This window comes from Streptomyces sp. NPDC051563 (assembly GCF_044454225.1).
Lineage (GTDB): Bacteria > Actinomycetota > Actinomycetes > Streptomycetales > Streptomycetaceae > Streptomyces.
In genome coordinates this window covers 194,538-219,697 of the sequence record NZ_JBITDL010000009.1, presented here as the reverse complement: position 1 = coordinate 219,697, position 25,160 = coordinate 194,538, and the positions used below count along the sequence as shown (strand labels likewise).

Below are 25,160 nucleotides of genomic sequence, written 5' to 3'. Positions count from 1 at the left end.
GTCATTTCCCCCTGAAAGACAAGCGATCACCGACGGGAAGACGACACCGTGGTGTCCTCGCAGTATCACCGGGGGGTGGTGAGCGATCCATGACCGTTTCGCTACGGTTGACGGAGGCCGGGAATCCGGTAGGCGCCGGGGTCGTCGTACGGGTTGTCCGGACGGCACGTTCCACCGGGTCGACGGGCTGAGGCAGGCCCCGGGAAACCTCCGCGGGCCGGCCTCGCCTCCGCACCTCTCGGGCTGATCAGCCTCCCATGTCCACGCGGGCGTCATCGGCGTCGTCGGTGTCGGGGAGCCAGGAGCCGTGGAGTCCGGCGCCCACCCGGTGGGGCAGGTGGACGGTGGCGACCCGGTCCAGGCCGGAGGCGTCGAGGACCAGCAGCTGCGAGGCGTTCTGCTTGAGGTCGGAGACGACGGTCAGGAGGTAGCCGTCGTCCTCGTTGGCGGACCCGGCCGCGGGGACGAACACCGCTTCACTGGGCATCCGGGCGTCGCCGGCCTCGTGGATCCGGCGGGCCCCCGTGGCGCGGTCGTACTTGACGATTCCGTAGCCGCCGAACCCCCTCTCGTCGGGGAAGGAGACGGCGTACTGGTAGCGGTTCTCGACGCCCAGGTACTCCTCGTTCAGGGTGGGGAACTCCACGGGAAGGTCGTCCGTGACCTGCTCGTCGACCCTGCCGGAGGCCATGTCGACGACCCAGCGGCGCGAGAAGGAGCGGGAGACGGGCTCGGTGCCCCGCACGGGATTGCCGGCCCACCAGTTCCAGGACAGCCGGAACCCCTCCCGGTCCACGGTGGGACCTTCCAGCACGATGCGGCCCCGGCCGTCCTCGTAGGCGTTGGCGACGTGCAGCATGTTGCCCGGTTCGATGGTGAACCAGCGGACCCGGCCGGCGCCGTCGTTGCCGCGGGGCATGACGCCGATGCGGGAGGGCTGCTGATCGCTCCAGCCGTAGGGGATGCCTGAGTGGTCGGTCGGGTCGAAGGTCACGTTGCCCTCGACGAAGACCACGTGGTGGCGGGTGAGGGCGAAATCGTGCTTGAGGGCGGCGCTCGCTCCCGGAACCTCGGCGCTGTCGACGATCTCACCCTTGGCGTCGGCGACGTAGTAGGTCAGGAAGGGCGGGAACGGCGAGGACCCGAAGAAGTGGAGTTCCCCCGTCGCCGGGTCCTCCTTGGGGTGCGCGGTCATCGCGGTCCGCAGCTTGCCGCCGAAGTCGTGGACCCCGATGGTCTCCAGCTCGAGGGTGAGCTCGAACGGGAGGTTCGACTCGCACAGGGCCAGGAGGCGTCCGGCGTGTTCGATGACGTGCGTGCCGGCGGTGCTCGCCGTCAGGTCGGGGCCCTTCTCCGTCATGTACGGGGCACCCTCCAGCGCCGGTGTACGGACCCAGCGGTTGCGGTACCACTGCGCCCGGCCCTCGCGCAGCCGGATCCCGTGGACCATGCCGCTGCCCTTGAACCAGTGCGTCGGGGTCACCCCGGGCCTGGGGTTGTGGCCGTTGCGGAGCAGGCGGCCGGTCAGCTCGGGGGGCAGGGTGCCCTCGACGCTGAGGTCGGTGGCGGTGACCTCGTCGGTGACGGGGGTGTAGTGGCCGTTCAGGTACGGCTTGTCGGACGTCATGGTGAAACCTCTTCCGGTGGATGCGGGGTACGGATCGTGATGATGCGTCAGGCGGATTGCTCGGCGCGGATCTTGAGGTGGGTGAGCCAGCTCTCCAGCGAGTCGTGGAGGGCCTTGGCGAGCTGCTCCGTAGCGGCGTCGACGGGGGCGCCGCTCCAGGACTCCTCGGTGCGGACGTTCACTTGGCTGCCGCTCTGCTCGAAGGTCCATACGTGGACGCCGTCGATGCCGCTGGTGAAGCCGCCCCACACGCTCCGCTCGCCGGGCACCAGTTCGAGCACGGTGGAGGTGATGTCCAAGCCGTGGGTCTGCCAGCTGAAGGAACTGCCGGGCAGCAGAGGGCCGTCGAGCTCGGCCCGGGTGATGTCCGGGTTCCAGGCGGGCCAGCCTTCGACATCGGTGTGCAGGGCCCAGACCGTCGCGAGGGTGGCGTCGATCGTGGTGCTCAGGCGGACGATGACGGGGGCGGTTTCGTCGATGGTGACCATGGCGGTGCTTCCTGTCGTGACGGGGATGGTGAAGGCGGGTCTGCTCCGGCGTTGGCGCCGGAAGACGGGTGTGGTCTGTGCGGCTGGTGCGGCCGGTTCAGCCGGCTCCGCGGGTTCAGCCGGTTCGGGAGAGACGGGCGGGATCCGCGGCGTCGGTGGACGGGAGGTCGGCGGTGGTCGCCCGGGCCGGGCCCGGGTGTCCGGCCCGGCGGGCGAGGAGCAGGGCCAGGACCGCGGTGCCGGCGACGACCCAGGCGGAGATCGTGAAGGCGGTGCGGTAGCCGCTGGTGAGCGCCTCCAGATGCGGCTCGTGGACGGCGGCGTGCGCGGTGACGGAGCCCGAGAGCGTCGCCAGGGCGGCCAGCCCGATCGCGCCTCCGACCTGGCGCGTCGTGTTCACCAGGCCGCCGGCCAGCCCCGCGTCCCGCGCCGGGACGCCCTCCACGGCGAGCGCGGTGAGCAGGACGAAGGCGATGCCCAGGCCCAGCCCGACGAGGATGCTCGGGCCGAGTGCGTCCGCGGCGAAACTGCCGTCGGCGCTGATCCGGGACAGCCACAGCAGCCCCGTGGCCTCCGTGAGCAGGGCCGCGGTCAGTGTCGCGGTGGCGCCGAGGCGCCGGGAGATCCGGGGCGCCAGGGACGCGCCGATGATGTTGGCGGCGGCCAGCGGGAGTTGGCCGATCCCCGTGAGCAGGGGGCCCTGCCCGAGCACTTGCTGCTGGTAGAGCGGCAGGAAGAAGAACAGGGCGATCCACACGGAACCCAGCAGGGCCATCAGCAGGTTTCCCGCGGCGACCCGGCCGGTGGCGACCCGGCCGGTGGCGAACAGGCGCGGCGGGAGCAGCGCGTCCGGCCGGCGCATCTCGATCACGGCGAAGGCCACGAGGAGCAGGAGGGAGCCGCCGAGCGCGGCCGCCACCCGTGCATCGGTCCAGCCGGTCCCGCGTGCGGTGGTCAGACCCCAGACCAGACAGGTCAGGGCGAGGGTGACGGCGGCGGTGCCCAGCAGATCGAACCGTCCGGCCGCCCGGTCGGCCGTCCGTGGGACGAGCACCACCACGGTGACCAGGACCAGTGCCGTCCCGAGTGCCACGGAGTGGAAGATCCAGGGCCAGCCCCATGCCTGGGTCAGGGCGCCGCCCAGGAGGACACCGCCGGCGGCTCCCGCACCGGAGACGGCCCCCCATACCCCCAGCACCCTGCTCCGTCCGGGCGAGGGCGGGAACAGCGCCAGTGCCAGGGCGAGCGCCGCCGGGGCGATGGCCGCGGCCCCGACGCCCTGAACGGCGCGTGCCGCGATCAGCACGCTCGCGGAACCGGCCAGTCCCGCGACCAGTGAGGCCACGGCGAACAGTCCCAGACCGATGAGCAGCACCCGGCGGCGCCCGAGGAGATCGGCGGCCCGGCCGCCTGCGAGGAGCAGAGCCCCGAAGGCCAGCCCGTAGGCATTGACCACCCAGGTGGTGGCGCCGTCCGACAGCCCGATCCCGGCGGCGATCCGCGGGAGCGCCACGTTCACGTTCGAGGTGGCGACCATGACCGTGAACTGGGCTGCGGCGAGCGCCGCGAGTGCGGCTCCGGGCCGGGGCGCGGGCGGCGCCGGAGCGGTCGGTGCGTGGGGGAGGTTCATGCGTCACAGACTCGTGCGGAACGCTGTCCACTCTCCAGACCGGAAGCGGTCCGGTCCTGTCCACTCCTGTCCGCCGCTGCTCACCGGCCGCCTTACGGACCCGCGTTGGCGGTGAGGGGCCGTGCGTCGGCCCCGGAACGGCTCGCGCTACGGGGCCTTGCCCGGACCGTTCAGTTCCCGCTGCCACAGGGCCTCGCACAGCAGGTCGAGGCCCTGGCGCAGGTGGCGCCGGTAGGTGCCGTAGGGCAGTCCGAGGCGGCGGGCCGCGGCCTCCTGCGTGGGCGCACCCGACAAGTAGCCCGCGGTCAGCGCCTCACGGGCCCTCACGCCGCGTGGTCCGTCGCCGAGTTCCTCCACGGTCAGGCCGAGGAGGGCGCGCAACTCCTGCGGGGGATCGCCGAATCCGTCGGCGAGGCGGGCCCGCAGCAGTGCGCCCGCAGCGAAGGCGGCCGGGTTGCGCCAGTGCGCCAGCGCTTCGCGTACGGCCTGGTCGAACGCGGCGCGCGAAAGGAGCGAGCCGGGCGCGGGCCCCGCGGGGACCGGCTGCTCCGTGGCCGAGATGAAGCGCCGGAGCCAGGTCTCCACGGGTTCCAGACGCCAGTCGACGCCGAACACACCGTACGTGTACGCGCCCACCCGGGGGCGCGCGCCGGTGTCGCCGAGCGTGCCCCTGACGCGTGCACCCCAGGTCTCCGCGTCGCGGAAGACGGCGAAACCGTAGGCGCGGCCACGGGCGCGGGCGGATTCCGCCTGGGCGCGGGAACTGCTCAGGTCGATGACGCGCGAGGGGACCTGGTAGTGCTCCGGGTAGACCGAGAAACGGCTGATGCCGATGTGCTCGCCGGGGGACACCGGAGCCGTGGCTTCGGTGTGCGCCCAGGCTGCGGCCACGACCGGATCGGTGGCCACGTCCTGGGGGTCGGCGGGGGCGGACAGGGCGAGCCGGGCGGTGAACGCCACGATGCGGCCGGTGCTCACGAGCCGGTAGACGCTGAAGGCCTCCGGCTGGCGCTGCGCCCAGTAGCGGACCAGTTCCGCGGAGGCCGGCCCCTCGGTCTCCGCCGCCATGCGCAGGACGACCGCAAGGTCGCCCGGGTGCAGGGGGCGGTCGTGCACCTCGTTCTCACGGGACCAGGTGCGCAGCCTGGCCAGGGTGGCGCCGTCCCGGAAGAGGTAGAAGAGCTCGTCGGTGACCGTCCAGACCCGCTCCTCCGGCGCCTCCCGCAGAACGCGCAGGTACTCCTCCGCCATCCGCCGGCGCGTCGCCGAGAAGGTGCTGGGCGCCCGCCACCGCAGGTCCGCCGCCAAGGTCTCGCGGGCGGCGTCGTGCGGGTGGAGCCCGCGCTGCGTCGACTCCATGAAGGGCAGGTCCCGCAGCCAGGAGAAGAGGAGGTGGGCGTCCTCCTCGGGGAGCACCGCGGACAGGAGCTCCTCGGAGGTCGCGTAGGCCTGCGCCGCCACCTCCAGGGCCCGGCGGTGGGCGGCGCTGGGCACTTCGCCGATCAGCCCCGCCAGCAGGGTCCGCAGGACGTCCGCCGACGGGGTCCAGGTCTCCTCCCCGGCGGAGCCCGCCGATCCCGCGGCCGCCGCGAGGGACAGCGCCAGGGGGTTGCCTCCGGCGAAGCGCATCACCCGGCCGCGCATCTCGGGAGGGAGCGGGGACGCGGCCAGCATGCTCCGTGCCTGCTCCTCGGAGAAGGGCTCCAGTTCGGTCACGTGCAGGAGCCCGGCCCAGGCGGGGTCGGCGGTCCACTGCGGTTGCGGTGCGAGCCGGCCGCCCAGGACGACGAGGGCGCCGTCCGCCGCGCGCGGCAGGAAGTGGTGCCACAGCCAGCTCTCCAGCCACTGGCAGTGCTCGAAGGAGTCCACGACCAGAACCGTGCCGGGCACGTCGAGGAAGGCTGCGGCCGCGCGCTCGAAATCGGCCGGGTCCCTGCTGACGAAGCGGCCGTCGAGTTCGACGAGCTGCCGGCCCGCCGTACGGGCGTGGTCCGACAGCCGGCGCAGCAGCGTGGATTTCCCGATCCCGCCCGCCCCGAACACGTAGAACGCGAACGGCGCCTGCGGATCGCCCGCCAACGCCTCTCCGAAACGCGCAAGTTGCTCGTCCCGGCCGATGAAGGCCCGGACCCGCGCGTTGCTCAGTCTCTCTCCCACGGACACCATGACCGATCCCCCTGCCCTCGTGCCCGGCACGCGCACCCGCGCTGCCGGCCCTCCGCTTCCTCATCTCGTCCCCGGCCCGGCCCGTTCCGCAGGACGGGCCCGCTCCGGGTCACCGGACGTGCCCCAGGTTCTCGTCTTCGGGGTGACCGGTGACCAGCAAGGTGGTCTCCTGCACGCGCTGGAAGCGGCCGTCGGGGGCGAGTTCGGCGAAGAGGTAGACCTCGGTGCGGGAGGTGCGGCCGTTGTGCCGGGTGACCGTGACGGTGTGGCGGTCGGCGTAGCGCGATCCGTCGCGCAGTTCGTCGTGGACCTCGATGTGCCCGCTGCGGATCAGGGAGCGCAGCCGCGTCATGTGCAGGGTGAACTCCGTGCGGTCGCTCCAGACGCCGTCGGTGCGCTGGCGGTAGTCCGGGGCGAAGTGCCGGTCGAGGGCCTCGTCGAGGCCGAGGCCCGGGGTGAACAGCAGGTCGTTGATGGCCCGGGTGATGTCGGTCGGCGGCATTCTTGATCTTCTCCGTGTGCGGGGGGTGCGGGGGTGCAAGGGGTGCAGGGGGTGCGGGGCGTCAGCTGCGGCCGGAGCCGTCGGCCCCGCGGACGGGCGTGAAGTCGAGGGACAGGGAGGCGGGGCCGCGGGTGTACAGGCCGGTCTCCCGGTAGCGGAAGCCGGGGCTGTACCGGACCTCCTCCAGCAGCGGCAGGAGCAGCGCGGCGACGGTCTCGATCTCCGCGCGGGCGAAGGCGGCACCGACGCACTGGTGGAGCCCGGTTCCGAAGGCCAGGTGCTGGGCGGCGGCGGTGAAGGAGCGGGCGGTGCCCAGGTCGGGGCGGTCGATGTCGAAGGTGTCGGGGGCGGTGAAGGCGCCCGGATCGCGGTTGGCCGCGCCGATCATGCAGAAGAGCGTGGCGCCGGCCGGGACGGTGGTACCGCCGAGCACGGTCACCCGTTCCGCGCGCCGGGGAATGAGCTGGACGGGCGGCGTGTAGCGCAGGGTCTCGGCGATCGCGGCGGGCAGCAGGGCCGGGTCGCGGCGAACCCGGTCCAACTGCCCCGGGTGGTCGATCAGGTGCTTGAAGAGCAGGGCGAGCGTCTTGTCGGCGGGCTCGGTCGCCGCGACGAGAACATTGACGATCAGCGCGTTGACCTCGCCGTTGCTCATGGCGGCGCCGCCGAACTCGGAGGTGCACAGCCGGGATATGAGGTCCTCGCCCGGGTGCCGGCGCCGGTGCTCGATGACGGGGAGGAGGTAGGCCTCCAACTCCGCGGCCCGGTCCAGGCAGTGCCCGCGTCGCTCGGGGGTGAGGGCGATGCTGGTGATGAACTCCGTCACCCCGCTGTGCCATGCGGCCACCTGCCGCCAGTCCCGCTTGTCCAGGCCGAGGACGTCGAGCGTTGCGCGCACGGCGAGCGGTTTGCCGAAGTCGTGGACGAGGTCCACCCGCCCCCTCGGGAGGAAGGGGGCGATCAGCTCGGAGGCGTTCGCGCGGATGGCACGCGTCTGGTCCCGCAGCGCCTGTCCCGTGAAGCCGCGGACGAAGATCTTCTGCTTGGCGGTGTGCTCGGCCCCGGTCATCTGGGCGAGGACCGGACCGCGCATCACCGGCTCGGCGCGCACCTGCAACGTCGCGGTGGTGAAGGCCTCGTGGTCGGTGAGCACCCTCTTCACGTCTTCGTGGCGGGAGAGGAAGTAGCTGTCGATCGACGGCTCGTAGTGCACCGGCGACTCGTCGCGCAGCCGCGCGAAGTGGCGGTGGGGGGCGGCGGCGAAGTCCTCGGACAGGACGCTGAAGCCGGAACCGACCAGGGGCATGAAGGAGAGCCTCTCGAACACGGGGGTGGGGCGGAGATCCACTCGGAAGGTCAAGACGCAGGGGAGCGGCATCGGTTGTCCCGGTGTGGCCTGCCACTGCGTCGGCAACCGCGAGTGACGTCCGACCCGGCGAGAGCCTACCCCCGGGTAGCCCGGGCCCGTCCGGCACCGTGACGGATCCCACCCCGGTCGTGGCGCCGTCAGCGTCCCGGCCGGTCCGGACCGAAATGCCTTGACAGGTCAAGTAGTTAGGCGCCATATTATCTGCATGACGAGCGACGGCATCGACGGCGAGGCGCCCACCCTGGATCAGGCCAGGAAGCAGGTCGAGCACTACGGCCTGGAGGTCGATCCGCAGGCCGTGCTCGTCGCGGTGCGGCTCATCTCGGCGGGCGCCCGCGTGGGCAGGACGGCCGAGGCGCACTTCGCCCGGTTCGGCCTGTCGACGGGGCGCTACCGCGTGCTCGCCGACCTCGAAGACCACGGCGGGGAGAAGTCCCCGTCCTGCCTCGCCGCCGACCTCGGCGTCTCCAGGGCCACGGTCACCGGACTGCTCGACGGCCTCGAGCGTGAAGGCCTGATCGCGCGCCGGCCCTCCCTGGAGGACGGCCGGGGCACGGTGGCCATCCTGACCGTGCGCGGCGCGCAGCTCCTGCGCGACATGGCGCCCGAGCACTTCGGGCGGCTCGAGGCGATGGTGGGCGGGCTTTCCGCCGAGGAGCGCGCGGTGTTCCTGGATCTGCTCGCCCGGGTGGTCCGCGGCAGCGCGGCCCTGGTCGCCGACTGACCGCGCGCTCCGCCCCTTTGGCCCGTCCTGATGGCGGGCCCTTTTCCCGCCCTTGTAGTTAGCTGCCTAATCATATGGGGGCGGTGCGGGCGGCGGGGGACACCTCGGCAGCGTGACCCTGCGGCCCGCCCCGCCCTGCCCCCGCTCTTCGCCGCGATCTTTCGCTTCCCTCGCCCGTACGAGAAATGAGGCCAGCATGCCCGCAACGAAGGACAGAACCAGCAGCAACCGAGCAGCCACCCGGCCGTCCCGGCCGTTCATCCTGTGGCGTGAGGTGGCGACCGCCTACGCCGCCCCCGCGCTGACGGCCGGTACCGCCGGTCTCCTCACCGGGCAGCGGGACCTGGCCGTCGCCGCCTGCACCACCATCGCCGGCACCTCCGCCGTGGTGGCGTTCCTGGTCGGCGCCTGGCTCCGGCGCGGCGGGCGGCCCCGACGCTGGACCGTCACCACCCCGCGCCTCGTCCTGACCGCCGCACTCGTCATCACGGGCGCCGCGGCGGCGGCCCTGCTGGGATGGTTCACGGCCCAATGGCTACCCGCCCACACCCCGGTCCCCAATTCCCCCTGGCTGGAGCGGCTGCGCATCGACCTGCCGGTCTCCGCAGCCCTCGCCACCACCATCATCACCCTCCGCTGGCGCGCCACCACCCCGGCGCGGCCGGGCTCCCCGGCCTAGCCGGCCCTTCCACCGGCCCACCGGCCCACCGGGCCCACCAGCCGGCCGGGCCCACCCGCCGGGCCCCGACCCGACCGAGTCACCAAGCAACGAGCCAAGCAACGAGCAAAGGAATGAGTACGCGATGATCGTCGTCATGGGAGCCACCGGAGCCACCGGGAACGCCCTGCTCCGCAGTCTCCTCGCACTCGGCGCACCCGTCCGCGCCCTGACCCGCACTCCGCACGTCCCGATCGCCGGTGCAACCGGCACGCACCTGCTGCCCGCCGAGGTCCAGTACGCCGATGCCGCCGACCCCGGATCCCTGCGGACCGCGTTCGAGGGCGCCGACCAGCTCTTCCTCGCCATGGCCAACGGCCCCGAACAGGTCGCGCTCGAAACCCGCGTCATCGACATCGCCGCCCGAGCCGGCATCGGACACATCGTCAAGATCTCCGCACCCGCCGCCGAACCCGACTCCCCGGTCGCGGTCTCCCGCGGACACCATGCCGTGGAGGAACACCTGCGCGCCTGTGGCCTCACGCACACCGTCCTGCGCCCCTACGCGTTCATGCAGAACCTCCTGCGCCTGGCACCCGCCGTCGCCCAAGGCGTCATCCTCGGCACGATGGGCGAAGCGCCCTGCAACTACATCGACTGCCGCGACATAGGCGATGTCGCGGCAGCCGCCCTCACCGGGCCCGGCATCGCGGGTGGCACCTACACCCTGACCGGACCCGAAGCCGTCAGCTACCCCGAACTCGTCGTACGACTCAGCACACTGACGGGCCGTGAGGTGAGCTACGTCGACCTCGCGCCGGACGAATTCCGCAACAGCCTGATCCGCAACGCCCGCATGCCCGACTGGCTCGCCGACCACGTGACCGAGATCCAGCAACTGGCCGTCACCCGGCCCGAGAAGCCGACCACCACCGTCGCCGAGCTCCTGGGCCGCCCGCCCCGCACCCTCGACGCCTTCCTGCGGGAACACCAGGCACACTTCCGCTCCACGGATCCTGCGGCGGAGCGTCAGCCCGGGCCGGCCTCGGGCGTCCTTCCGCTCTGAGCAACGCGTCCGGCCCCTCCCGCCGATCGACGTCAGTCGGCAGGAGGGCCGGGCAGCCGGCGGAGTTCGAGCAGGGCCACCGAGATCTTCACCGCGGTCGAGATCGTCAGGGCCTGGAGGAAGGGCATGCCCATGAGCCACAGGGCCACCATCATGACCGTGAGGACCAGGAACGCCGGAACCAGATGGGTCTTCCTGAGAGCGGTCCGCAGATGGGCGCCGGCTCCTCCCCGGCGCTGTTGCACCGTACCGACGGGACGGGCGGCGATGTCTTCCTCCTCGGCTCGCGGCATGGGCTGCTGTCCTTCCTCGCGCTCGTCGTCTCTGGCGACGAGTCTCGGCCGAGACCCGCCGACCTGCCACCGCTGCCGCCGGACCCTGCACCCATTCGGGCGAGAACCTGCTCGGCGACCCCTTCGCGAGGAGGAGCCCGGGCTGCTCCCGGCCTCGTCACCGGGGAGCCCGAGGCGGGCCGTCCGGAGCCGTCCGGAGCCGTCCGGAGCCGAGGCCGTGAGCCGATCGGAGCAGGTCGGGGCGGTCGGGTCCGCGCGCGGAGTTCATGCCACCGTCATACTCACCCCTTGCCACGGCCGCGTCCGCCCGCCGATGATCTGCCCATGTCAGCAGACCTCCGGGCCCACCGCGCACCGGCCCCGCCCCTGCCGCGCCGCGTGCGGATCGGGTACGGCCTGGGATCCCTGTGCACGGGCACGTTCGCCACCGTGCCGGGGCTGATCCTGCTCTACTACCTGACCAACATCCTCGCGGTCCCGGCGGCCGTCGCCGGGGCGGCGGTCTTCCTGCCCAAGGCATGGGATGTCCTGATCAACCCGCTGGTCGGCGTGGTGTCCGACCGCAGCCGCCTGCGCGGCGGCCCCCGCAGGCCCTTCCTGCTCGCCGGTGCCTGCACCCTCCCCCCGCTCTTCGCCCTGCTGTTCGCGGCGCCCCCGCTGCGCGGTGCGGCCGCCGCCGGATACGTGGCCGTGGTCTTCCTGCTGGCCGCCACCGCGTACGCCGTCTTCCAGGTGCCGTACGTGACGATGCCCGCCGAGATGACCGAGGACCCCGTCGAACGCGGCCGGATCCTCGGCTGGCGCGTGGGCTTCCTGGGCGTCGCGATCCTGCTGTCCGGAGCGCTCGCCCCGGCCCTCGCGCAGGCCGACGGCGGCAGCCCGGCGAGCTACCGGCTGATGGGGGCCGCCGTCGCCGTGCTGCTGGCTGTCGGCATGTTCGGCGCCTGGTTCACCACCCGCTGGGCGCCGCGGACCGTCCGCAGCGAGTCCGAGCCCTCGCTGCGCGCCCAGTTGGCGACCGCCCGGTCCCACCGGCCGTTCCTCCACCTGGCCGGCATGTGGACCCTCCAGGCCCTCGCCGTCGGCGTGATGCTCGCCGGTGTGCAGTACTTCGCCACGTACACCCTCGGATCGCCCACTGCCGTCACCCCGCTCTTCGCCTGCCTGATCGGCCCGCTCGTCCTCTTCATGCCGCTGTGGAGCGGGCTGTCCCGGCGGTGGGGCGTGAAGAACGCCCAGTGGGCGGCCTCGCTGCTGTTCCTCGCCGGCGCCCTGCTGCTCGCCCTCACCCCGACGGCCGGCGCCGGTCTCGGCTACGCGGCGGTAGCGGTCGTCGGAGTGGCCTACGCCGGACTGCAGTTGCTCCCGCTGACCATGCTGGCGGACACCCTCGCCGCGGACGCGGCCCGCACCGGAAAGCGCCGTGCGGCGACGTTCACCGGGCTGTGGACGGCCGCCGAGACCTTGGCATTCGCGCTCGGCGCGGGGGTCTTCGCCCTGGTCCTCGCGGTCACCGGGTTCCGCTCTTCCGATGCGGACCACAGGGTGGCCCAGCCCGATGCGGCCCTCACCGGCATTACGGCGGGCATGAGCGTGCTCCCCGCCGTCCTCACCGCCGCCAGCCTGTGGCTGCTGCACCGTTACCGCGAGGACCCCGCCGGGGCCGCCGCGCCCGGCCCCGTATCCGTATCCGTACCCGTACCGTCCGAACCGCCCCGGCAGGAAGAGAACAACACCCGTGTCGACTGAACCCACCCGCGTCCTGCCGGGCGGCCGCACCCCGGACGACGTACTCGCCGAACTGCGCTCCCTGCGCGAGGGCGACGCGCCCACCCGCGGCGGCCGGACCTTCGCCTACGTCTACGACGCCGGCCTCGACGGCCTCGACGAGCTGGCCGCCGCCGCGTACACCGCGTACGCCACCGTCAACGGCCTCGACCCGACCGTCTTCCCGAGCGTGGCCCGACTGGAGAACGACCTGGTGGGCGCCGTCGCGGCGGTCCTCGGCGCACCCGGCGCCCAGGGCACCTTCACCAGCGGCGGGACGGAGAGCATCCTGCTCGCGGTGAAGACCGCACGGGACCACGCGCGGGCCGTACGGGGGATCACCGCGCCGCAGCTCGTGCTCCCGTCCACCGCGCACGCCGCCTTCCACAAGGCCGCCCACTACCTGGGCCTGGAGACCGTCGTCGTCCCCGTCGATCCGGTCACCTTCCGCGCCGACGCCGCCGCCATGGCCGCCGCCCTCACGGACCGCACGGCGCTCGTGGTCGCCTCGACGCCCTCGTACGCCCACGGGGTGATCGACCCGGTGCCCGAGATCGCCGCGGCCGCCGCCCTGCGCGGCGTCCTCTGCCACGTCGACGCCTGCATCGGCGGCTGGCTCCTGCCGCACCTGAGGCGGGCCGGACGCGAGGTCCCGCCGTTCGACCTGTCCGTGCCCGGGGTCACCTCGCTCTCCGTGGACCTGCACAAGTACGGATACGCGGACAAGGGCGCCTCCGTCGTCCTGTACCGGGATGCGGAACTGCGGCGGTACCAGTACTTCGCGCACGCGGGCTGGCCCGGCTACCCGGTGGTCAACCCGACGGTCCAGGGCACGAAGTCCGGCGGCCTGCTGGCCCAGGCCTGGGCGGTGCTCCAGTACGTTGGCGAGGACGGCTACACCGCGCTGGCCGCCCGGGTGGCCGAGGCCTCGGACCGGCTGCTCGCGGGGCTGCGCGGGATCGACGGCCTGCGCGTCCTGGGCGAACCGGCCGCCGGGCTGGTGGCGTTCACGACCGGAGCCCCCCGGCGCAGGACAGTCGAGGGCAGCGGCGCCCAGGACGCCGGCGAGCAGGACGCCGGCGAGCAGGGCGACGGCGCCCAGGGCGGCGGCCCGGAGGACGAGGCGGCACCCGACCTCAGCCTCCTCCTGCACGTGGCCGACGAGATGCGGGAGCGCGGCTGGTACCTGCAGCCCCAGCTCTCCTTCGACGGCCTGCCGCCCAACCTCCACCTCACCCTGACCCCGGCCACCGTCGGTCAGGTGGACGCCCTGGTCACGGACCTCGTCGCCGCCCTCGCCGCGGCCCGCGCGCTCCCGCCGGTGACGGTGGACCCGGGTCTCGCCGAGCTGGCCGCCGGGCTCGACCCCGAGACCCTCGGGCCCGACGAAATCGCCGGCGTCCTGGCCTTCGCGGGCCTCGGCGGCGAAGGGAAACTGCCCGCCAGGACCGCTCCCGTCCTCATGCTCCTGGACGCACTGCCGGGACCGCTGCAGGAACGCCTCCTGGCGGAGTTCGTGGGTTCGGTCTTCCACATCTGACCGACGGCTTCCGGCGGACCGGACCCGGTCCGCCGGAAGCCGGGCGGGGGAGTAGAGGTCGCCGCCTGCCGGGATTCCGGTAGGAGATGGTCATGTAGTACGGGGTGCGCGGCCGCTGTTCGCCGTCGAGTGCGAGGCCGAGACGCCCCGGGAAGGGAAACGGCCGGGCTGCGTCCCGGGGGAAGGGGGCGGCCCGGCCGTTCGCGTGAGCGGTCGTCAGTCCTTGTGGCCGAGCCGTACGTCCCGCTCGGTGCGCCCGCCGCCCGCGACCTGGAGGACCGTCGCCACCGGCGGATAGCCGGCCGTGATGACCGTGTACTCGCCCGAGGGCAGGTCGATGAACCGGAAGGTCCCGTCCGGACCGGTGGTCAGGGTGTCCACCACGTTGCCGGCCGCGTCGAGCAGGGTGACCCTGGCGTCCTCGACCGGCTTTCCCGCGCTGCCGCGCACCGTGCCGCGCAGGACCGCGCCGCCCGCGAGCTCGATGTCCTGGCGGGTTTCGCGGGAGGCCTGCACGCTCACCGGCAGTGCGGCCGGCCGGAACGCCGGGGCGCTCGCGGCCAGGGTGTATTCCCCCGCCACCAGCTCCGCGATGACGTACGTGCCCTCCCGGCCGGTCCGGGTGGAGGAGACCACCTCGCCCTGGACGTCGGTGAGGGTGACGGCCGCATCGCGGACCGGGGTGCCGTCGGCCGTGACCACCGTGCCGGCCAGCCGACCGGCGCCGCCGAGCACCACGTCCAGGTCGACCGGCCGCTCTCCCACGGTCACGCTGACCGCCTGCGGCTGATGGCCGCCCGCCGCCGCGATCAGAACGTACGAACCGGCGCCGCGCACGCTCAGCGCGTAGCGCCCGTCGGCGCCGCTCGCGCCCCGGCCGACTTGATGGCCGTTCACGTCGATCAGGGTCAGCGCGGCGCTGGGGACCGTGCTGCCGTCGGGGTGCTGGACGGTTCCGCAGACCGCCGGCCCGCCGGGCCGGGAGGTGTCGGTCGAGGTCCGCGCGGCGGGGAACTCGCCGGGGAGCGGCTGCGGGACGGCCTCGGAGAGCGGCGATTCGGCTGCGGGGGCGTTGTGGGACACCAGCGGTTTCTCCTTGAGGAAGCAGGCGATGAGCAGGCCGAGGACGAGCACCGGCACGAGGTAGAGGAAGATCCGCGGCATCGCATCGGCGTAGGCCGCGATGTACGCGTCCCTGACGGCCGGAGGCAGGGAGTGCACCAGCTGCGGGGTGATGGCGGAGGAGTCCGGGAGCCCGGCACCCGCGGGCAGCCGGTCGGCGAGGGCGTCCGTCAGCCGTCCGGCGAAGAGCGTGCCGAAGACGGCGGCCCCGATGCTGCCGCCCATCTGCCGGAAGTAGTTGTTGGCGCTGGTGGCGGTGCCGAGGTCGGCGGGCCGCACCGAGTTCTGCACCGCGAGGACCAGCACCGGCAGCACCAGCCCGATGCCGATGCCGAGGACGGCCATCCACAGGCTGTACGCGAGCTGCGTGGTGCCGGTTTCCAGCCGGGACAGCAGCCACATGCCGAGGGTGGACAGGGCCCCGCCGAGGATCGGGTAGACCTTGTAGCGGCCGGTCCGGCTGATCAGCTGGCCGGAGCCGATGGAGGCGACGACGACCCCGCCCATCATCGGCAGCATCAGCAGCCCGGACTCGGTGGCGGTGGCGCCCTCGACCATCTGGAGGTAGGTCGGCAGATAGCTGGCGGCGCCGAACAGCGCGATGCCGACGACGGCCCCGACCAGACCGGTGACCCGGAAGACCGGGTCGCGGAACAGCCGCAGCGGGATGATCGGTTCGGCCGCGCGGTGCTCGGCGAGCACGAAGAGCAGGGACGTTCCGGCAGCGCCGACGCCGAGCCCCAGGATCATCCGCGAGTCCCACGCGTACTCGGTGCCGCCCCAACTGGTGAGCAGCACCAGGCAGGTCGAGGCCGCGGCGAGGAGCACGGCGCCGACCACGTCGAGTCGGGGCCGGACGGTGCGCTTGGGGAGCTTCAGCACGACGGCGATGACGGCCATGGTGATCAGCCCGAACGGGACGTTGATGTAGAAGCACCAGCGCCACGACGCGTGGTCGGTGAAGAACCCGCCGAGCAGCGGTCCGGCGACGGACGCGAGACCGAAGGCCGCGCCGATCAGCCCCATGAAACGGCCGCGCTGCCGCGGCGGCACGATGTCCGCGATGATCGCCTGCACACCGATCATGAGCCCGCCGGCGCCGATGCCCTGCACCGCGCGGAAAGCGATGAGCTCGTTCATGGTGCGCGACCAGCCGGCCAGCGCGGAACCGATGATGAAGACCACGATGGCGAACTGGAAGACGCTCTTGCGGCCGAGGAGGTCGCCGAGCTTGCCGTAGAGCGGCAGCCCGATCGTGGAGGTCAGCAGATAGGCCGTGATGGCCCACGACATCCGGTCCAGGCCGTGGAGCTCCCCGACGATCTTCGGCAGCGCCGTGGCGACGATCATCTGTTCCAGCGCGGCGAGCAGTAGCGCCAGCATCAGCCCGAAGAACACCAGCCGGACCCGGCGCGGGCTGAACTCCTCGGCCTCCGGAACCACTTCGGCGGACGGCGGTGGCCCGCTCGCGGCATCCCGGCCGGCCGGCCCGGGTTGGTTCCCCTTCTCGAACCGGACCGGAGCCGGCCGCGGTGCGGCCTGCTCGTCCGTCACCAGAGTGATACCGCCCACGTACTGCTCCCCTCGTTGCCCCAGGCAATCGCACCTGCGCGCCCTTTTCTCGCATTCGGCAACAACAGGAGCAAACGCGCGGATTGACGCCCCGGACCTGCCCGACGGGCATAAGAGCCGGTGGGAGGGGGTGCCTTGAACGATCGGCCGGTACGGAGAACCACTCGAACCGGTGAGGGCCCGGCCCGGCCCGTGACCGGGCCCCGGCCCTCCGGCCCTACTCCCGCGGGAGTAATCCGCGCGCCGGGTCACCCCTGGCAGTACCCGCGAACTCGGCCTCAGGCGCGACGATCAGCCCCCGGCCTGCCGGGAGTCTGGGAAACGGACCAAGACATCCGGACCGGAGGGAGGCCCGAACATGGGGGCCGGACTTACACAGAGGCAGCGACGAGCAGTGCCCTGGCTGGTGCTCGCGCTGTGGGTCGCCGTGCTCGCCGTCGCCGCACCGTTCGCCGGGAAGCTCGCCGACGTCACCCGCGACCGCGTCACCGACTACCTGCCCGCGAACGCCGACTCCACCCAGGTGGCCAAGCTCCAGGAGCGGCTGCCCGGCGGCGAGAGCACCCAGCTCGTCCTCGTCTACCAGCGCGACGGGGCCCTCACCGCCGCCGACCGCGCGACCGCCGAGCGGCAGATCCGGCAGATCTCCGACGCGCACGAGCTGACCGACACCCCGCAGGGCTTGCCCTCCGAGGACGGCACGACGCTCATGTACCCGGTCACCAGCAACGAACCCGGTGACGACGACGAACGCCGCATCGAGTTCGTCGACGACATCCGGGAGACGGCCCGCTCCTCCGACGGCCTCACCGTCGAGGTGGGCGGCCCCGGCGCCGTCACCCGCGACGCCAAGAAGGTGTACGACTCCCTCGCCGGCCCCCTGCTCTACACGACGGTGGCCGTCGTCGCCATCCTGCTGATCCTCATCTACCGCAGCCCCGTGCTCTGGCTGATCCCGCTGATCGCCGCCGGCATCGCCGACTACCTGTCCATGGGTGTCGCCTACGGCCTCAACCAGGCCTTCGGCACCTCCATCTCGGGCGCGGGCACCAGCATCATGACCATCCTGGCCTTCGGTGCGGGCACCGACTACGCCCTGCTCATCGTCTCCCGCTACCGGGAGGAACTGCGCCGCATCGAGCGCCCGTACGAGGCCATGGCGGCGGCCCTGCGCGGCTGCGGGCCCGCCGTGATCGCCTCCTCCGGCACCGTCGCCGTCGGCCTCCTGTGCCTGCTCGCCGCAGACCTCAACTCCAACCGGGCCATGGGCCCCCTCGGCACCGTCGGCGTGCTGTGCGCGCTGACCGCCATGCTCAGCCTGCTGCCCGCCATCCTGGTCCTGGCCGGCCGCCGCGTGTTCTGGCCGATCATCCCGGCCTTCGGCAGCACCCCCAAGGAGCGCCGCTCGCTGTTCTCGGCGATGGGCAGCTCCGCCGGACGCCGCCCGATCACCGTCCTCATCGCCGGCGCCCTCGCCCTGGGAGCGCTCGCCCTCGGCGCCCTGAACCTGCCCGGCGACCTCAAGCAGGAGGACGCCTTCGTCGACCGGCCGGAGTCCGTCTCCGCCATGCTGACCCTGGCCGACGCCTACCCCGACAGCTCCAGCCAGCCCATCACCGTCATGACCCCGGCCGACCGCGCAGAAGCCACCCTCAAGACGGCCACCTCCACCGAGGGTGTTGCCTCCGCCCGTATCGGCCGGACGGGAGCAGGCTGGACCGAGGTGTCCGTGATCGCCTCCGCCCTGCCGCAGACGGACGCCGAGACCCGCACGATCAAGAGCCTGCGGGACGAGCTGGACGGCTCGCTCGTGGGCGGACCGAGCGCCCAGCAGATCGACCTGGAGAAGACCAACGCCCGGGACCAGAAGGTCGTCGTACCGATCGTGCTCCTCTCCGTCCTGCTCATCCTGATCGTCCTGCTGCGCTCCCTCGTCGGCCCGCTGATGCTGGTCGCCGCCGTGGTCGCGGTCTGGGGCGCCTCCCTCGGCATCGGCGGGCTGGTGTTCGAGCCGCTGTTCGGCTTCCAGGGCACCGACCCCGCCCTCGGCCTGCTGTCCTTCGTCTTCCTGGTGGCACTGGGCGTCGACTACGGCATCTTCCTGATGCACCGGATGCGGGAGGAATCCCTGGACGGCGCCGAACCCGCCGCGGCCGCGCTCACCGCCCTGCGCACCACCGGCGGTGTCATCGCCTCCGCGGGCCTCGTCCTCGCCGCCACCTTCGCCGTGCTGATGAACATGGGCCTCGTCTCGCTGGTCCAGCTCGGCTTCGTCATCGCGGTCGGCGTACTCCTCGACACCTTCCTCGTCCGCACCTACCTCGTCACGAGCGCCAGCGTCGCCCTCGGCCGGAAGGTGTGGTGGCCCGGCCCCATGTCGAAAGCGGCACCGGAGGCCGAAGCCCCGCTCCTGGAGCCGGAGCGCGTCTGACACCCACCGGACCCGGCGCGATGCCCGTGGGTGCCCCTCCCTTGCGGGAGGGGCACCCACGTGACGGAGGATGAGCCCGTGCCCGAAGCAGAACGCAAGCCCCGTCCCGGCGAGCGCATCATGGCGGTGATCAACCGCGACCCGCGCACCGCCCCGCACGCCACCCGCAAGGACGCCCTGCTCGCCCTCGCCGTCACAGCCCTGGCGGTGCTCCTCGCCCTCGTCACCGACCCGGGCCGGCGACCCGACGAACTGGGCTGGTTCCTGCTGCTCGCGGGCCAGTTGCCGATCGTGTGGCGGCGGCGCCACCCGCTGGCGGGGCTGGCCGCGGAGGCGGTCCTGCTCCTTCCGTACCACGCCCTCGACCACAACCACACCGCCCCGCTCCCGGTCTCGGTCATCGTGCTGTACAGCCTCGCCGTCACCTGTCGGCCCCTGTACACCCTGCTCACCACCAGCGTGGCCATGGCCGTGGCGCTGAGCGTCATGATGATCATCAACAAGAAGCAGGCCGTCGAGGCGCTACGGATCTCCGGGTGGGTGATCGCGGTGGTCTTCATCGGCATCGCCGTGCGCGTCTACCGGCAGTACGTCGCCGCCGTCGTCGAGCGAGCCGAACGCGCCGAACGCACCCGTGAGCAGGAGGTACGGCGGCGGGTCGCCGAGGAACGGCTGCGCATCGCCCGGGACCTGCACGACCTGCTCGCGCACAGCATCACCCTGATCGGCGTACAGACCTCCGTTGCCGCGCACATCCTGAACGCGGACCCCGAGCGCCTGGACCGCAAGGCCGTCGCGAAGTCCCTCGACGACATTGCCGAGACCTGCCGAACCGCCCGCAGCGAACTGCGCACCACCCTGGAGGTGCTGCGCGAGCACGACGCCCGCGATGCCCGTGACCCCCTGCCCGACCTGCACGGACTGGGTGGCCTCGTGGAGGCCGCCCGGGTCTCGGGGGCCGAGGTGGACCTGACGGTCACCACCGACGAGGCGCCGCCCGCCGCCGTCGGCGCGGCCGCCTACCGGATCGTGCAGGAGGCCCTCACCAACGCCGTGCGCCACGGCGGCAGGCAGGACCTCGGCATCCGGGTCGGCGTGCGCGCCGGGGAAGGCTCCCTGTGGGTCACCGTCACCGACGACGGGACCGGCACGGGCGGGGGCACACCCGGGTTCGGGCTGGTCGGCATGCGCGAGCGGGCGCGCAGTGTGGGCGGAACGCTGGACGCCGGCCCACTTCCCGGCAAGGGTTTCGAGGTCAGTGCCGTACTGCCGCTGGGAGGCAACCCGTGACGATCCGCGTTCTGCTCGCCGACGACCAGGCGCTCGTACGGGCCGCGTTCGCGATGCTCCTCGAATCGTCTCCGGACATGACGGTCGTCGGACAGGCCGGCACCGGCCGGGAAGCCGTCGCGCTGGCCCGCGAGGAACGCGCCGATCTGGTGGTGATGGACATCCGGATGCCCGACCTCGACGGCATCGAGGCCACCCGGCTGATCGCCGCGGACGAGGATCTGGCCGGGGTGAAGGTGCTCGTGCTCACCACCTACGACACGGACGAGCACATCGTCGAGGCCCTGCGCGCCGGGGCCTCCGGCTTCCTGGTCAAGGACACGCGGCCGGCCGAACTCCTGGAGGCGATCCGCACGGTGGCCGGCGGGGAGGCCCTCCTCTCGCCCGGACCGACCTCCCGCCTCATTGCCCGCTTCCTGCGCAGCCCCACCGCAGCGCCGCCGGAGGCCGGCCCCGAATGCCTCACCGAGCGCGAGCGCGAGGTCCTCACCCTCGTCGCGTGCGGCCTCAACAACACCGAGATCGGCGAGACCCTCGGCCTCAGCCCCCTGACCGCGAAGACCCACGTCAGCCGCATCATGGGTAAACTGGGAGCACGGGACAGAGCCCAACTGGTCATCGTGGCGTACGAGTCGGGCCTGGTGCGCCCGGGAGCATGAAAGCGGCGCCCGCAAGGTCATGGCCGGGGCGCCGGCCAAGCCGGCGACAGCCGACGGCCCGGCCGGCGCCGATGTTCACGGTTCGGGTCAGCGGTGCCCGCGCAGGCGGTTCAGCAGCCGGCCGGCCTGTGCGCGCTTGCGGGGGTCGGCAGCGGCCCGCCTGGCCGAGGCGGTCACCCGCTGGCCTTGCGGGCTGCGAACGAACTGCTTGATGCGGGTCAACAACGCGGACATGGCGCCTCCTTGGGTTCGTGACGCTCGTGTACCCGGGAAGGCGGCCCCCATGTGCACCCGGACCACGTCGGGCCGGTGCGGCCGTAGTCCCATCGGCCAGGACGATGGGCCGGAAGGAGGGTACGAGACGCCCGGTGCCCTCCTACCGTGGAAGAGGGGGACGCGAGCCCGACCCCGCAGCCGTGGCTCAAGGCGATGGTCCCACCACGAGGAGTACACGGTGCCTGCTCGGCTCATCGACATCCCCCTGCCCCGCACCCTCCAGGCCCCTGCGCAGGCCCGGCGCGCCTTCGACGCCTGCGCCCCGGACAGCGCGCCGGCCGACGAGGGGAACCTCCTGCTCACAGAGGCCGTGGCCAATGCCGTCGAGCACACGACCGGCGACGAGCTGCGTCTGGTGATCCAGCACGATGAGGCGGCCGGCCGTCTGGTGTGCGCGGTCCGCGACGGCAGCGCCGACCTGCCGCGCTTCGAAGGCACGCTCTACGGGTGCGCGGAGCGGGAGTCGGGCCGCGGCCTCGCACTCATCGCCGCGCTCAGCCTGTCCTGGGGGTTCAGCACGGACGGCTCCGGCAAGTGGCTGTGGTTCTCCCTCGGCTGCTGACGGCTTCCCCTGCGGGTCCTGTTTCAGCTGGAGAGCGTCCTCTCCTTCCCGGCCCGGCGAGTAGGAAACAAATAAAATCAAAGCGCATGCGCCGAGGCGGGTGGGGCAAGAGTGGCCATGGAGGTTGATAAACATGGTTCCCCTGCTTCTTGTTCTTCTGCTGATTCTGGTTCTCGTCGGTGCGGGTTTCGCACTCAAGGTTCTCTGGTGGGTCGCGATTGCGGTCCTGGTGCTGTGGCTGATCGGGTTCGTCGCCCGCCCGAAGGGTGGCAGCGGCCGCTGGTACCGGTGGTAACGGCCTGAGGCATGCGCGGCTCACAGGCTATGTGGCGGTGGCCCGCGATGGATTCGGGTGTGTAGGCGTGTAGGGCGGAAAAAGCGGGGCAGGCGCGGTTCAGGCGGAAAGCATTAATCGCCGCGCATTGCACACGTTTCAAAAAGAGGATCCGTGGGGCTAGTTTTCCCTCATTTCCTCAATTGATCGAAGGAGTTGTTTTCGCGTGACTGAGCATGTGTGGAGTTATACGTCGACCGCGGGCCACCTGGCCGGCACGGACCTGACCGGCTACAAGGTCGAAGCGACCGATGGGGACATCGGCAAGGTCGACAAGCACTCCGACGAGGTCGGTGACGCCTACCTGGTCGTGGACACCGGCGTGTGGATCTTCGGCAAGGAGGTCCTCCTGCCGGCGAGCACGGTGACCCGCATCGACCCCGATGCCAAGAAGGTCTACGTCGACCGGACGAAGGAGCAGATCAAGAGCGCTCCCGAGTTCCACCGCGACCAGCACCTCGGCAACGCCGGCTACCACGAGGAGCTGGGCACCTACTACGGTTCCGGCGCCCCCTTCGGCGGCCGCCCCGCCTGATCGACCCTTCGCGTGCGGGGCCCGGACTCAACGAGTCCGGGCCCCGCACGCGTGCGTGCCGGCCAGGGCGCTGCCGCCCTGCTGTGCCGGCGATCACTCCACGGTCAGCAGGAAGACGACCAGGTACAGGAGCATGAGGAGCGCGCCCAGGAGGGCCGCCAGCAGGAGCGTGCCGGCGACACGGGCGCTCAGCGTGCCCCAGAACTCCGCCCGCCTGCCGTCGGCGGTATCGGTGCGCAGGGCGGACGGGATGTCGACACGCCCTTCGGCGATCGCTTCCGCGGCCCGCTGCACGTCCCCGGGGTGAAAGGAGTAGAAGGTCGGCTCCGCCCCCCACGTGCCCCGGCTCGCTCCGCCGTACGTGCGGACCCGGACATCCGCGAGGTGAGCGGCCCTCGGCAGGCAGTCCTTGCGTACCGGCCACAGCCTGGCGACCTCGTCACTGCTCAGCCAGCCCTCCTCCTCGTCCGCCGACTCGCGTGCTCCCGGATCGGGCGTTCGCGCCATGATTCCCCCCTCGATGCGGCAGAGGTCCAGTAGACAGCCGCTGCCGTGCCCGCCAACAGGGGGTTGCGTCAGTCCCGGGCACGCGTCGGGGCCGGGACCACGATCGTGGTCCCGGCCCCGACGCACACCTGAGGTCAGTGCTTGAACATGTCCTTCATCTTTTCCTTGGCGTCGCGGGCGTCGCCCTTGGCCTGTTCCGCGCGGCCCTCCGCCGTCAGACGCTCGTTGCCCGTCAGGCGCCCAGCGGTCTCCTTGAGCTTGCCCTTGGCCTGCTCGCCCTTTGCCTCGGCCTTCTGCTCACCAGACACAACTGATCACTCCTCTACGGTGGAAAAGCCTTACGGAACCCGTCTGACCCCCGCGAGCCCTCTGAAACGGGGGGAGGTCGAAAGTTCTGCGGGGCTTCTGCTCCTCCGCGCGGAGCACTCGGATTCCCCATAGGCGCGGTCATAGAAAATCTGTGGTCGCTGAAGTAGACATTGAGGTGTGGTCTGGTTATGGTTTCTCTCGTAGACCAGAGAGACGGAAGGGCCTGGCCGGCGCGGTATCGGAGCCGGCGGATCATGTGGTTGGTTCCTTCGGGGCCCTGGTGCCATAGGCGCCAGGGCCCCTCCGTACGCAATGGGCCGCATCCCGCGGCCTCCCCGACAAGCAGACAAGAGGAGGCATCCATGGAACCGAGCGTGACGGTCTCACCGGACATCGGCGGTGTCCGCGTGATCACCTGCGCCGGCGAGTTCGACCAGGACACCCTGGAACCTCTTCGTCAGGCCATCGCGGAAGCCCTGGCCGACCCGGTGCGCACGATCGTGCTGGACGTCAGCGCGATCACGTTCGCCGACTCCTCCATGCTCAACGAGCTGATCCGCCTGCGGCACGCCGGCCGTCCCCTGGTCCTGGCCGGACCCCTGAACCCGCAGATGGCGCGGCTCTTCGAGCTCACGTCGACGTATCAGATCTTCACCATCGTCGACGGCGTCGACGCGGCGCTGGCCCTGTAGTCGGTCGGCTGTGGGCGCGCGCGCGAGCGTCGCCGCCCCTGTCGGGCTCGATTTTCTTCTCGCGGAGCGCTCGGATTCTTCATCGAGATGATCGCGGAAATCTATGGTGGCTGGAGTAGACATTCGCTGATCGGTTGGCTATGGTTTCGTTCGTAGCCCAGAGAGACAGAAGGGCCCGGCAGAGACGAACTGCCGGGCAGCGGTACAGCAGCACAGCAGTACCTCGGTGAAGGCGTCGGCTGCGGACGCGCGCACCGGGAGGTTCGGCAGTGGGGTTCCAAGCCAGAGCAGACGCACGATGGGCGACGGGGCTGGCTGCCGGAGCAGCGGTGCTACGACAGGCCGCCGCGCAGTTCGCACCACCCGTAGTACGCAGTACGGCAGTACCCGTAAATGATTGATCCCAGAGGGAAGAACGGAGGAGCCGAGCACCATCAGGATCGCCCGGGCCGAAGCATTGAGCCCGGGTACCGCAGGACATCGATAGTGAGGTGGTCTCCGGTCAAGCAACCGCGATCCCCGCAGCCCCGACGGCATTCAGGTCGGGCACGCGGACACAGAAGGCCGGCGCACGATCAGGGCCGGCAGATGGTGTAGCAGTTCCTTCGGGGCCCTGGCGCTATAGGCGCCAGGGCCCCTCCACGCGTTTCCACAGAGAGGTACACATGACAGCAGAAAATCCGACCGGCCCCCTCGGCGGCCACCTGGACGACGACGACTTCCCCGCCTACACCATGGGCCGGGCCGCCGAAATGCTCGGCACCACGCAGGGCTTCCTCCGCGCCATCGGCGAAGCCCGCCTCATCACCCCGCTGCGCTCGGCCGGCGGGCACCGCCGCTACTCCCGCTACCAGCTGCGCATCGCCGCCCGCGCGCGCGAGCTCGTGGACCAGGGCACCCCGATCGAGTCCGCCTGCCGGATCGTGATCCTGGAGGACCAGCTCGAGGAAGCCCAGCGCCTCAACGCCCAGTACCGCGGCGCCGCCGAGTCGGCGAGTTCACCGCCCGCGGTCTGAGACGGACGCGCCGGCCGGCCGGCCG

General features: G+C 72.0%; 24 protein-coding genes. 13 read left to right on the top strand and 11 right to left on the bottom strand.

What is annotated here, in order from left to right; translation table 11 throughout:
- Positions 1-247: 247 nt before the first annotated feature.
- From ACIA8F_RS13525 to ACIA8F_RS13500, 6 genes are all read right to left on the bottom strand, one after another.
- On the bottom strand, positions 248-1,627 hold the full coding sequence (locus tag ACIA8F_RS13525) for a carotenoid oxygenase family protein (protein ID WP_399378469.1): 1,380 nt from the start codon (positions 1,625-1,627) through the stop codon (positions 248-250).
- 47 nt (positions 1,628-1,674) lie between these two features.
- The gene (locus ACIA8F_RS13520) at positions 1,675-2,115 is read right to left on the bottom strand and encodes an SRPBCC family protein (protein ID WP_399378468.1); all 441 of its coding nucleotides are present in this window, start codon (positions 2,113-2,115) and stop codon (positions 1,675-1,677) included.
- A gap of 115 nt (positions 2,116-2,230) precedes the next feature.
- Entirely contained in the window at positions 2,231-3,745 is a 1,515-nt protein-coding gene (locus ACIA8F_RS13515) for an MFS transporter (RefSeq protein WP_399378467.1), read from the bottom strand.
- Positions 3,746-3,892: 147 nt separating this feature from the next.
- Positions 3,893-5,902: an ATP-binding protein gene (locus tag ACIA8F_RS13510; protein ID WP_399378466.1), complete on the bottom strand. Its 2,010-nt coding sequence runs from the start codon at positions 5,900-5,902 to the stop codon at positions 3,893-3,895.
- A 118-nt stretch (positions 5,903-6,020) separates the two neighbouring features.
- Positions 6,021-6,413 carry a nuclear transport factor 2 family protein gene (locus tag ACIA8F_RS13505; RefSeq protein WP_399378465.1) on the bottom strand — a complete coding sequence of 131 codons (393 nt, stop codon included), beginning with the start codon at positions 6,411-6,413 and terminating at the stop codon, positions 6,021-6,023.
- Between the two features lie 61 nt (positions 6,414-6,474).
- Entirely contained in the window at positions 6,475-7,719 is a 1,245-nt protein-coding gene (locus tag ACIA8F_RS13500; protein ID WP_399378464.1) for a cytochrome P450, read from the bottom strand.
- A gap of 268 nt (positions 7,720-7,987) precedes the next feature.
- On the opposite strand from ACIA8F_RS13500, the gene ACIA8F_RS13495 reads away from it, so the two are divergent.
- The 3 genes from ACIA8F_RS13495 to ACIA8F_RS13485 all read left to right on the top strand — a co-directional run bounded on the left by ACIA8F_RS13495 (position 7,988) and on the right by ACIA8F_RS13485 (position 10,230).
- Positions 7,988-8,506 carry a MarR family winged helix-turn-helix transcriptional regulator gene (locus ACIA8F_RS13495; RefSeq protein WP_399378463.1) on the top strand — a complete coding sequence of 173 codons (519 nt, stop codon included), beginning with the start codon at positions 7,988-7,990 and terminating at the stop codon, positions 8,504-8,506.
- A gap of 196 nt (positions 8,507-8,702) precedes the next feature.
- Complete coding sequence (locus ACIA8F_RS13490; protein WP_399378462.1) at positions 8,703-9,185, top strand: hypothetical protein; 483 nt, start codon at positions 8,703-8,705, stop codon at positions 9,183-9,185.
- 124 nt (positions 9,186-9,309) lie between these two features.
- Entirely contained in the window at positions 9,310-10,230 is a 921-nt protein-coding gene (locus tag ACIA8F_RS13485; protein ID WP_399378461.1) for an NmrA family NAD(P)-binding protein, read from the top strand.
- Positions 10,231-10,262: 32 nt separating this feature from the next.
- Here the strand turns inward: ACIA8F_RS13485 and ACIA8F_RS13480 are convergent, their stop codons facing one another.
- The gene (locus ACIA8F_RS13480) at positions 10,263-10,523 is read right to left on the bottom strand and encodes a hypothetical protein (protein ID WP_399378460.1); all 261 of its coding nucleotides are present in this window, start codon (positions 10,521-10,523) and stop codon (positions 10,263-10,265) included.
- 324 nt (positions 10,524-10,847) lie between these two features.
- On the opposite strand from ACIA8F_RS13480, the gene ACIA8F_RS13475 reads away from it, so the two are divergent.
- The gene (locus tag ACIA8F_RS13475) at positions 10,848-12,272 is read left to right on the top strand and encodes an MFS transporter (RefSeq protein WP_399378459.1); all 1,425 of its coding nucleotides are present in this window, start codon (positions 10,848-10,850) and stop codon (positions 12,270-12,272) included.
- Positions 12,262-13,830, top strand: a complete 1,569-nt coding sequence (locus ACIA8F_RS13470) for a pyridoxal phosphate-dependent decarboxylase family protein (protein ID WP_399378458.1) — start codon at positions 12,262-12,264, stop codon at positions 13,828-13,830. The genes ACIA8F_RS13475 and ACIA8F_RS13470 overlap by 11 nt, the downstream gene beginning before the upstream one ends.
- A 216-nt stretch (positions 13,831-14,046) precedes the next feature.
- On the opposite strand, the gene ACIA8F_RS13465 is transcribed toward ACIA8F_RS13470, so the two are convergent.
- Positions 14,047-16,524 (bottom strand): MFS transporter, encoded by a 2,478-nt coding sequence (locus tag ACIA8F_RS13465; protein ID WP_399378457.1) that lies wholly within the window; start codon positions 16,522-16,524, stop codon positions 14,047-14,049.
- Between the two features lie 358 nt (positions 16,525-16,882).
- On the opposite strand from ACIA8F_RS13465, the gene ACIA8F_RS13460 reads away from it, so the two are divergent.
- From ACIA8F_RS13460 to ACIA8F_RS13450, 3 genes are all read left to right on the top strand, one after another.
- Entirely contained in the window at positions 16,883-18,955 is a 2,073-nt protein-coding gene (locus ACIA8F_RS13460) for an MMPL family transporter (RefSeq protein WP_399378456.1), read from the top strand.
- Between the two features lie 120 nt (positions 18,956-19,075).
- Complete coding sequence (locus tag ACIA8F_RS13455; protein WP_399378505.1) at positions 19,076-20,245, top strand: sensor histidine kinase; 1,170 nt, start codon at positions 19,076-19,078, stop codon at positions 20,243-20,245.
- On the top strand, positions 20,242-20,904 hold the full coding sequence (locus ACIA8F_RS13450) for a response regulator (protein ID WP_399378455.1): 663 nt from the start codon (positions 20,242-20,244) through the stop codon (positions 20,902-20,904). The genes ACIA8F_RS13455 and ACIA8F_RS13450 overlap by 4 nt, the downstream gene beginning before the upstream one ends.
- Before the next feature lie 87 nt (positions 20,905-20,991).
- Here ACIA8F_RS13450 and ACIA8F_RS13445 read toward each other — a convergent pair whose 3' ends face one another.
- Positions 20,992-21,138 (bottom strand): hypothetical protein, encoded by a 147-nt coding sequence (locus ACIA8F_RS13445; RefSeq protein WP_399378454.1) that lies wholly within the window; start codon positions 21,136-21,138, stop codon positions 20,992-20,994.
- A gap of 220 nt (positions 21,139-21,358) precedes the next feature.
- On the opposite strand from ACIA8F_RS13445, the gene ACIA8F_RS13440 reads away from it, so the two are divergent.
- The 3 genes from ACIA8F_RS13440 to ACIA8F_RS13430 all read left to right on the top strand — a co-directional run bounded on the left by ACIA8F_RS13440 (position 21,359) and on the right by ACIA8F_RS13430 (position 22,611).
- On the top strand, positions 21,359-21,742 hold the full coding sequence (locus ACIA8F_RS13440; protein ID WP_399378453.1) for an ATP-binding protein: 384 nt from the start codon (positions 21,359-21,361) through the stop codon (positions 21,740-21,742).
- A gap of 133 nt (positions 21,743-21,875) precedes the next feature.
- Positions 21,876-22,037, top strand: a complete 162-nt coding sequence (locus tag ACIA8F_RS13435; protein WP_383941388.1) for a hydrophobic protein — start codon at positions 21,876-21,878, stop codon at positions 22,035-22,037.
- Positions 22,038-22,242: 205 nt separating this feature from the next.
- Positions 22,243-22,611 carry a PRC-barrel domain-containing protein gene (locus ACIA8F_RS13430; RefSeq protein ID WP_399378452.1) on the top strand — a complete coding sequence of 123 codons (369 nt, stop codon included), beginning with the start codon at positions 22,243-22,245 and terminating at the stop codon, positions 22,609-22,611.
- A 93-nt stretch (positions 22,612-22,704) separates the two neighbouring features.
- On the opposite strand, the gene ACIA8F_RS13425 is transcribed toward ACIA8F_RS13430, so the two are convergent.
- Both ACIA8F_RS13425 and ACIA8F_RS13420 read right to left on the bottom strand, forming a co-directional pair.
- On the bottom strand, positions 22,705-23,118 hold the full coding sequence (locus ACIA8F_RS13425; protein ID WP_399378451.1) for a hypothetical protein: 414 nt from the start codon (positions 23,116-23,118) through the stop codon (positions 22,705-22,707).
- Between the two features lie 134 nt (positions 23,119-23,252).
- A complete protein-coding gene (locus ACIA8F_RS13420) occupies positions 23,253-23,426 on the bottom strand; it encodes a CsbD family protein (RefSeq protein ID WP_399378450.1) in 174 nt (57 codons plus the stop codon).
- A gap of 363 nt (positions 23,427-23,789) precedes the next feature.
- On the opposite strand from ACIA8F_RS13420, the gene ACIA8F_RS13415 reads away from it, so the two are divergent.
- Together ACIA8F_RS13415 and ACIA8F_RS13410 are read left to right on the top strand one after the other, a co-directional pair.
- Complete coding sequence (locus ACIA8F_RS13415) at positions 23,790-24,119, top strand: STAS domain-containing protein (RefSeq protein ID WP_399378449.1); 330 nt, start codon at positions 23,790-23,792, stop codon at positions 24,117-24,119.
- A gap of 665 nt (positions 24,120-24,784) precedes the next feature.
- Positions 24,785-25,135, top strand: coding sequence for a MerR family transcriptional regulator (locus ACIA8F_RS13410; protein ID WP_399378448.1), 351 nt, complete (start codon positions 24,785-24,787; stop codon positions 25,133-25,135).
- Positions 25,136-25,160 lie beyond the last annotated feature (25 nt).